8 protein-coding genes are annotated in these 8,392 nt (G+C 65.6%); all 8 read left to right on the forward strand.

Annotation, left to right across the window (positions count from 1 at the left end; translation table 11 throughout):
• The first annotated feature begins 61 nt into the window (after window positions 1-61).
• A complete protein-coding gene (locus RTU05_RS08140; RefSeq protein ID WP_312597285.1) occupies window positions 62-1,483 on the forward strand; it encodes a circularly permuted type 2 ATP-grasp protein in 1,422 nt (473 codons plus the stop codon).
• Window positions 1,484-2,422 (forward strand): alpha-E domain-containing protein, encoded by a 939-nt coding sequence (locus tag RTU05_RS08145; RefSeq protein ID WP_312597287.1) that lies wholly within the window; start codon window positions 1,484-1,486, stop codon window positions 2,420-2,422.
• Window positions 2,423-2,426: 4 nt separating this feature from the next.
• Window positions 2,427-3,269: a transglutaminase family protein gene (locus RTU05_RS08150; protein WP_312597289.1), complete on the forward strand. Its 843-nt coding sequence runs from the start codon at window positions 2,427-2,429 to the stop codon at window positions 3,267-3,269.
• Between the two features lie 61 nt (window positions 3,270-3,330).
• On the forward strand, window positions 3,331-4,116 hold the full coding sequence (locus tag RTU05_RS08155; RefSeq protein ID WP_312597290.1) for a peptidase: 786 nt from the start codon (window positions 3,331-3,333) through the stop codon (window positions 4,114-4,116).
• Window positions 4,117-4,212: 96 nt separating this feature from the next.
• On the forward strand, window positions 4,213-6,552 hold the full coding sequence (locus RTU05_RS08160; RefSeq protein WP_312597292.1) for a TonB-dependent receptor domain-containing protein: 2,340 nt from the start codon (window positions 4,213-4,215) through the stop codon (window positions 6,550-6,552).
• Between the two features lie 80 nt (window positions 6,553-6,632).
• Entirely contained in the window at window positions 6,633-7,319 is a 687-nt protein-coding gene (locus tag RTU05_RS08165; protein ID WP_312597294.1) for a Fe2+-dependent dioxygenase, read from the forward strand.
• A 67-nt stretch (window positions 7,320-7,386) separates the two neighbouring features.
• Window positions 7,387-8,064 carry a PepSY-associated TM helix domain-containing protein gene (locus RTU05_RS08170; RefSeq protein WP_312597296.1) on the forward strand — a complete coding sequence of 226 codons (678 nt, stop codon included), beginning with the start codon at window positions 7,387-7,389 and terminating at the stop codon, window positions 8,062-8,064.
• Between the two features lie 11 nt (window positions 8,065-8,075).
• Window positions 8,076-8,392 (forward strand): DUF2271 domain-containing protein (locus tag RTU05_RS08175; protein ID WP_312597297.1); only part of this gene is annotated, 317 nt, incomplete at its 3' end.

The raw sequence follows: 8,392 nt of genomic DNA on the forward strand, positions 1-8,392 counted from the left end.
CAAAACTGTTGCGCTTTCCGTTCTGAGGCCCTCACTCTGTGGTTTATTCTCGGCGGGGCGGATGACGAGAGCGTTCGACGAAATGAGCGGCGGCGGATCGGGTGCGATCCGCGACAGCTACAAGACCCTGGCGGCGTGGCTGGAAAATGCGCCGTCCGATCTGCTGCAGGCGCGCTCGCGCCAGGCGGAACTGTTCTTCCGGCGGATGGGCGTCACCTTCGCCGTCTATGGCGACGAGGAATCCAACGAACGGCTGATCCCCTTCGACGTGGTGCCACGCATCATCGGCGCCGATGAATGGGGCGGGCTGGAACGGGGGCTGAAGCAGCGTGTCACCGCAATCAACGCCTTCCTGAAGGACATCTACGGCGCTCAGGAATGCATCAAGGCGGGCATCGTCCCGGCCGACCTGATCCTGACCAATCCCCACTATCGGCCCGAGATGCAGGGCCGCCGTCCGCCGGGCGACGTCTGGTGCCATATCTCGGGCGTCGATCTGGTTCGCACGGGCGAGGACGGCTTCTACGTTCTCGAAGACAACTGCCGCACGCCGTCGGGGGTCTCCTACATGCTGGAGAACCGCGAGATGATGATGCGGCTGTTCCCCGACCTGTTCGCGGAACACGCCGTGCGGCCGGTCGAAATCTACACCGACATGCTGTTGCGCTCGCTGCAGGCGTCCGCGCCGGCGGGTGCGGGGGCCGATCCGACCATTGTCGTCCTGACGCCGGGGCCGTTCAACTCGGCCTATTACGAGCACAGCTTCCTGGCCGACAAGCTGGGGGTCGAACTGGTCCAGGGCACGGACCTGTTCGTTAATGACGACACGGTCTTCATGCGTACGACCGAAGGGCCGAAACGGGTCGACGTCATCTATCGCCGCATCGACGACGACTATATCGACCCCCTGACCTTCATGCCGAACTCCACCGTCGGGGTTCCGGGACTGATGTCGGCCTATTTCGCCGGGCGTGTGACCCTGGCCAATGCGGTCGGAACGGGGGTCGCCGACGACAAGGCCGTCTATACCTATATGCCCGAGATCATCCGCTTCTTCACCGGCGAGGACGCGATCCTGAAGAACGTCCCGACCTGGCGTTGCCGCGAGCCGGAGGCGCTGAAGGAGGTGCTGGGCAAGCTGGACGAACTGGTGGTCAAGGAGGTCGGCGGATCGGGCGGGTACGGGATGCTGGTCGGGCCGACGTCGACCAGGGCCGAAATCGAGGCCTTCCGCGCCAAGCTGATCGCAGACCCGGACGACTTCATCGCCCAGCCGACGCTGAGCCTGTCGACGGCGCCGACGCTGAACGGCGGCGCCCTGTCGCCCCGCCATGTCGATCTCAGGCCCTTTGTCCTGTCCAGCCCCGCGGGGGTGCGCGTCGCGCCCGGCGGCCTGACGCGGGTGGCGCTGAAGGAGGGATCGCTGGTGGTCAACTCCAGCCAGGGCGGCGGAACCAAGGACACCTGGGTGCTGGACAACTAAATGCTCTCACGCACTGCAGACAGTCTCTACTGGACCGGCCGCTATATGGAGCGGGCGGACTTCCTGGCGCGCATTCTGGAAGCCGCCATTCGCCTGGCGGCGCTTCCGGCCAAGGATCAGGCCGCGGTCACGGCCTGGGCGGGCGCCATCGCCTCGTCCGGGGTGAAGGGCGCCTTCGACGCATCGGGTCGCACCCCCTCCGAGAAGTCGGTGCGGGAATATCTGGCCTTCGGTTCCGACAACTCCACCTCGATCAAGGCCTGCATCACCAAGGCGCGGACCAACGCCCGCTCTGTCCGCACCGCCCTGACCATCGAGCTGTGGGAGGCGATCAACGGCGCCTGGAACGGTCTGAACGAACTGGGCGAACCGACGAAACGCGACGACTTCACCAACTTCCTCGACTTCGTGAAGTCGACGTCCCTGGCGGTCGAGGGCGCCTCGTCGCGGACCATGTTAAGGAACGACGCCTATTGGTTCCTGCGGCTGGGCATGGCCATCGAGCGGGCCGACAACACCGCCCGCCTGCTGGACGTGAAATACCACCTCTTGCTGCCGCCCGGCGAACGGGTGGGCGGCCAGCTTGATTATTTCCAGTGGACGACGCTGTTGCGCGAGGTCTCGGCCCTGACCGCCTATCGCTGGGTTTACCGCGAGAGCGTGCGGCCGTGGCTGGTCGCGGACCTCTTGGTGCTGAACCGCCAGATGCCGCGTTCATTGGCGTCGTGTCAGGGGATGATCGTGTCCTATCTGGAAAAGCTGGCCGCCGACTACGGCCGGCGCGGCCCGGCGCAAAGGCTGGCCTCCAACCGCCTGGGTCAGTTCAACGAGGCCAAGATCGAGGACATCTTCCAGTCGGGCCTGCACGAATACATCCAGGGCTTCCTGAACGAGAACAACGCCTTGGCTGCCGCCGTCCACGAACAGTATCTGGTCTGAACCCATGCGGATCCGGATCGACCACGCCACCCGCTACGCCTACGCCCGCCCGGCGCGCTTCATCGTGCAGATGCTGCGTCTGACGCCCAAGTCGTGCGAGAGCCAGCAGGTGGGCGACTGGCGTATCGAGACCGACGTCGACGCCCGGCTGCGGCGCAGCGAGGACGCCTTCGGCAATATCGTTCACAGCCTCTATACCGAGCGGCCGGCCGACGCCCTGACCATCCGCGTCACCGGCGAGGTGGCGACCGTCGATACGGGCGGCGTGGTGAAGGGGCAGGCCGAACGGCTGTCGCCCATCGTCTTCCTGCGCGAGACGCCGATGACCAGGCCGGATGCGGCCATCGACGATTTCGCCCGCTCGATCCCCGAAGGCGCGACGCTGGGCCGGATGCACGCCCTGATGAGCGCGCTGAAGCAGGATGTGGCGTTCGAGGTCGGGTCCACCTCGGCCAGCCACACCGCCGCCGAAGCCTTCGCCCAGAAGCGCGGCGTCTGTCAGGATCACGCCCAGATCTTCATCGCCGCCGCCCGCGTCCTGGGCGTGCCGGCCCGGTATGTCTCGGGCCATCTCAGCCGCAGGGACGGCAAGCACGACCAAGACGCCGCCCACGCCTGGGCCGAGGCCTGGGTCGAGAACCTGGGCTGGGTCGGGTTCGATCCGGCCAACGGCATCTGTCCGACCGAACACTATGTCCGGGTCGCCGTGGGCCTGGACGCGCGCGGCGCCACGCCGATCCGGGGAACCAGCTATGGCGGCGGTCAGGAGACGCTTACGGTCGCCCTGAACGTGCGGCCGGTGCAACAGAGCCAACAACAACTGCAGTCGGGCGGAGAGGCCCGGTAGGCATGACGCGCGAATCTGTTAGCGTCGTGCGGTTCGCAACGCGGGGAGCGGATAGAGCGACGTGACCTATTGCGTGGGTATGCTGGTGGACGAGGGGTTGGCGATGATCGCCGACACCCGCACCAATGCGGGCGTGGACAACATCTCGTCCTATCGCAAGCTGCACATCTATCAGTCGTCGGGCGAGCGTATCCTGGCGGTGGCGACGGCGGGCAATCTGTCGGTCACCCAGACGGCGCTGGCCATGACGGCCGCCGGGGTCCGGTTGCCGGACTCCACCGCGCCGGAGACGCTTCAGACCGCCCCCACCCTGTTTCGCGCCGCGCAGATCCTGGGCCATGCGATGGCCAGCGTGCGGGCCAGCATCAACACCCCGCCGACGCCGACCGCCGATGCGTTGAACGTCAACGCCTCCATGCTGCTGGGCGGCCAGATCGCCGGCGGCAAGATGGGGCTGTATCTGATCTATGGTCAGGGCAATTTCATCGAATGCGGGCAGGATACCCCCTATCTGCAGATCGGGGAGTTGAAGTACGGCAAGCCAATCCTGGACCGCGCCCTGCATACGTCCACTCCGCTGTCCGAGGCGGTGAAACTGGGGCTGATCTCGTTCGATTCCACCATCCGTTCGAATATCGCCGTCGGTCCGCCGCTGGACCTGATCGTCATGCCGCGCGACCGGTTGAACGGCATGGCCCGCCGCATCGAGGCCGAAGATCCCTATTTTCGCGATCTCGGCCGCCGGTGGTCCGAAGCCTTGGCCGCCGCGCATCGGGCCATGCCCGACCCAACCTGGCTGGATCTGGAGGAGGCCCCGCCGGCGCGGACCATGAGCGTCGTGGGCTGATTAAGACTGCGATTTGTTCGCAATTCGCTTGTGCGACATTTTGAAGCTGGTTATTGCGACCGCATCGCAAAATCAGACCAAAAAGGTCGCAAGACAATGTCCGACTCCCGCGCCGCCTCTCTCCGTGCGCTCCTGTTCGCCTCCAGCGCCGCCGGAATGCTGGTCTCGGCGCCCGCTTTCGCCGAAACCGCCGACGCTGCCGATAGCGTGATCGCCACTGCCGATCAGCAACAGCCCGCCAATCTGGGGACCATCGACGTCAACGGTCAGGTTCGGAAACCGGCGCCGGTCAGCCCGGAGTTCGTCGCGCCCCTGGTGGATACGCCGCGATCGGTCATCATCATTCCGCAAGCCGTCATCGAACAGACCGGCGCGGATTCGCTGCAGGATATTCTTCGCAACTCGCCCGGCATCACCTTTGGCGCCGGAGAGGGCGGGCAGCCGCTGGCCGACCGTCCGGTCATTCGGGGGCAGTCGTCGGGCAACAACATCTTCGTGGACGGCGTCCGTGACGCCGGCGGCCAGCAGCGGGAAGTCTTCAACCTAGAGCAGGTCGAGATCATCAAGGGGGCGGATTCGGTCTATTCGGGACGCGGTTCGGGCGGCGGCAGCATCAATCTGGCCTCCAAGTCGCCCAAGCTGACCCCGTTCACCAGCGTGTCGGCCGGCGTCGGAACCGACGACTATCTGCGCGGAACGATCGATTCCAACATGCCGCTGGGCGGCACGGCGGCGCTGCGCATCAATCTGATGGGGGCGCAAGGCGACGTCGCGGGCCGCGACGCCGTGGACTATGACAAATGGGGTGTGGCCGCATCGTTCGCCGTCGGCCTGGGCGCCGACAGCACGATCATCGCCAGCTACTACCACCTCGACAGCAATCAGATGCCCGACTACGGCATCCCGCTGTATACCAAGCTGGGGGGCGCCAACGCACCCCGACCGGACGCATCCGGCGTGCTGAACGTCAGCCGCGACGCCTTCTATGGCCTGAAGGCGCGCGACTATCTGAACAATACGGTGGACACCTTCACTTTCGATTGGACTCATCGGTTCAGCGAAGCCTTGACGATCCGCAACGTCAGCCGTCTGTCCAATACGCTGAACGACTACATCGTCACCAACCCCGGCGACGGCGGATCGGCCCAGTTGATCGGCGGCGTCTGGTGGATGAAGCGCGGCACCAAGACCCGGTGGAATCCGGCGCAGACGCTGGCCAACGTGACCGACGTGTACGGCAAGATTTCCACCGGAAGCGTCAAGCACAGCTATGACCTGGGCCTGGAGTTGACGCGCGAGGTCAATCGCAACGCCAGCTATTCGACCTTCACGACCTCGGGCACGGCCTGCCCCGCGCCTCTGACCGGCTTCGACTGCACGCCGGTCTATGATCCGAACCCCAGCGATGCCTGGACGGGCGTGGTGAACCGTAGCGCGCCCAGCCGCTCGACGACGGAAACCGCCGGCCTCTACGCCTTCGACAGCATCTCGCTGACCGACCGCATCCTGCTGAATCTCGGCGTCCGTTGGGACAGCTATCAAACGCAAGGCGTGAACATCAGCTCGACCCAGACCAATGGCGTCTGGACCATCAACCCGTTGATTCCCGTCACGCCGACCGGAACGCCGGGCGTCGTCCAACTGCCCAAGCGGAAATGTGATTTCGTCAACTATCAGGCCGGCCTGGTGTTCAAGCCGACCGACTATTCCAGCCTCTACGTTTCCTACGCCACCGCCTCGACGCCGCCGCTGCTCTCGGGCGGAGACCAGAACGCGGCCGGCACGGGACAGGGGACCGGCAATCTGGCGAACGAAATTCTGGAGCCCGAGGACACCGAGACCTATGAGGTCGGCGCCAAGGCCAATTTGTTCGACGAACGTCTCTCCGTCGGTCTGGCCGCCTATCGCCTCACCAGAAAGAACGCTCAACTGTTGGTCGATTCCGGGCCGCCCGCGACCTACGCCCAGGTCGGCGAGGTCGAGGTCAAGGGTGTCGAGCTTAGCGTCTCAGGCAATATAACCCCTGAATGGCAGGTGTTCGGCGGCTATACCTATATGGACTCCGAACTTGTCCGGGGCGCCGTGAACAACGTGAACGTCGGTGAGTCTCTGGCCAATACGCCAAGGCATTCGGCCAGCCTGTTCACCACCTATCGGGTCCTGCCGCGCCTGACCGTGGGTGGCGGCGTCTACTATGTGTCGCGTTCCAACGGCGGCAACCAGGGCGGCGCAGGTGGAGGGTCCAACCGCATCTATGCGCCGGAATATACGCGCGTGGACGCTTACGCCGCCTATGATCTGACCGATACGGCGTCCTTGCGTCTAAACGTCAAGAACGCAGGCGACGAGCACTATATCATGCGCACCAACGGCGTTCATCACGCCGATCCCGCGCCGGGTCGTGCGGCCACTCTGACGCTGAACATGCGCTTCTAAAGGCCGCTTCCCCCGGTCTATCCTGACGGCCCCGTCCTTCCGGCGGGGCCGTCTTCTTTTTTGCGAGAGCGAGGCCGTCCGTGCTGCTCCAGATTCCCGAAGTCTTCTCCAAGGCCGAAGTGAAGGCGCTGCGCGAGCGGCTGGACGCGGGCCCGTGGGCGGACGGCAACATGACCTCGGGCCACCAGTCCGCCACGGCCAAGCGCAACCGGCAACTTCCCGAGGACTCGGACGTGGCGAAAGAGGTGTCGGCCCTGATCGTCCAGGCGCTGAACGCCAATCCGATGTTCGTGGCGGCGGCCCTGCCGCACACGATCTTTCCGCCGCTGTTCAACCGTTACGAGGGCGGGGGCGAGTTCGGCCTGCATGTCGACAACGCCATCCGCCAGTCGCGCGACGGCGGAGGCGCCCGCATCCGCAGCGACCTGTCGGCGACCCTTTTCCTGTCCGAGCCGGAGGATTACGACGGCGGCGAACTGATCGTTGAGGAGATGTACGGATCGCAGTCGATCAAGCTGCCGGCCGGCGATCTGGTGCTCTATCCGTCCAAGAGCCTTCATCGGGTCATGCCGGTGACGCGGGGCGCGCGGGTGTCCTCCTTCATGTGGATGCAGAGCCTGATCCGCGACGACGGCGATCGCGAGATGCTGTTTCGCCTGGACGTGGCGACCCAGCGGGTCGGGCTGGAGAAGGGGCCCAAGGATCAGGCGGTGATCGAACTGACCGGCGTCTATCACAATCTGCTGCGGCGCTGGGCCGAGGTGTGACGGTCGTCGCGGCGACGGGGCGCTGAACGCTATTGCAACCCGCTCGCAACAATGGCACAGCGAGCGCGTGACCGAACTCGCCGCACAGCGTCAGGCCGAACCCGAAGCCAAGGGGCCCAAGCCCAAGGCGGCGCTGAACGGCGCGCGGTCGTTCTGGCTGAAACAACTTCATAGCTGGCACTGGATTTCGGCGGCGGTCAGCCTGGTGGGCATGATCCTGTTCGCGGTCACCGGCATCACGCTGAACCATGCGGCCTCCATCCCCGGAACGCCGGTGACGGTCGAACAGACCGCGACCCTGCCGGCCCCGCTGCTGCAGCGCCTGACCACTTTTCCCGAGGAAACGACACAGCCCCTGCCGGATGCGGTCGCGCGCTGGGCGTCCGAGGCGTTGAAGGTCGAGATCGCGGGCAAGCCGACCGAAACCACGCCGGAAGAGGTCTATGTCGCCCTGGCCATTCCCGGCGGCGACGGATGGGTCACCATCGACCGTTCGACGGGCGAGACGCTGCACGAAAAGACCACGCGCGGCTGGATCGCCTACCTCAACGACCTGCACAAGGGCCGCAACGCCGGGGTGGTCTGGTTCTGGTTCATCGACGTGTTCGCGGCGGCCTGCGTCATCTTCGCGGTCACGGGCCTGGGCCTGATGATCCTCCACGCCAAGGGCCGACCTTCCACCTGGCCGCTGGCGGCGCTGGGCCTGTTGATCCCTGTCGTCATCGCCCTGATCTTCATTCACTGACGAGTATTCCGATGCGCCTTCTCCCCGTCGTCATCACCACCGTCGGCCTCGCCGCCGCCGCTGCGCCCGCCATGGCCGCCGACCTGACGGTCTCGGTCGAAATCCCCCGGCTGAACACCGCCTCCTATCACCGCCCCTATGTGGCCGTCTGGATCGAGAAGCCGGATCAGTCGACCGAGCGGACCCTGGCCGTCTGGTATCAGCAGACCCGCAACAACGAGGGCGACGGCAAGGACTGGCTGAAGGATCTGCGCACCTGGTGGCGCAAGGGCGGCCGGGCCATGAGCCTGCCGGCCGACGGCGTGTCGGGCGCCACGCGCGCGCCGGG

Origin of the sequence: Brevundimonas sp. (assembly GCF_032017145.1) — a bacterium.
GTDB lineage: Bacteria > Pseudomonadota > Alphaproteobacteria > Caulobacterales > Caulobacteraceae > Brevundimonas.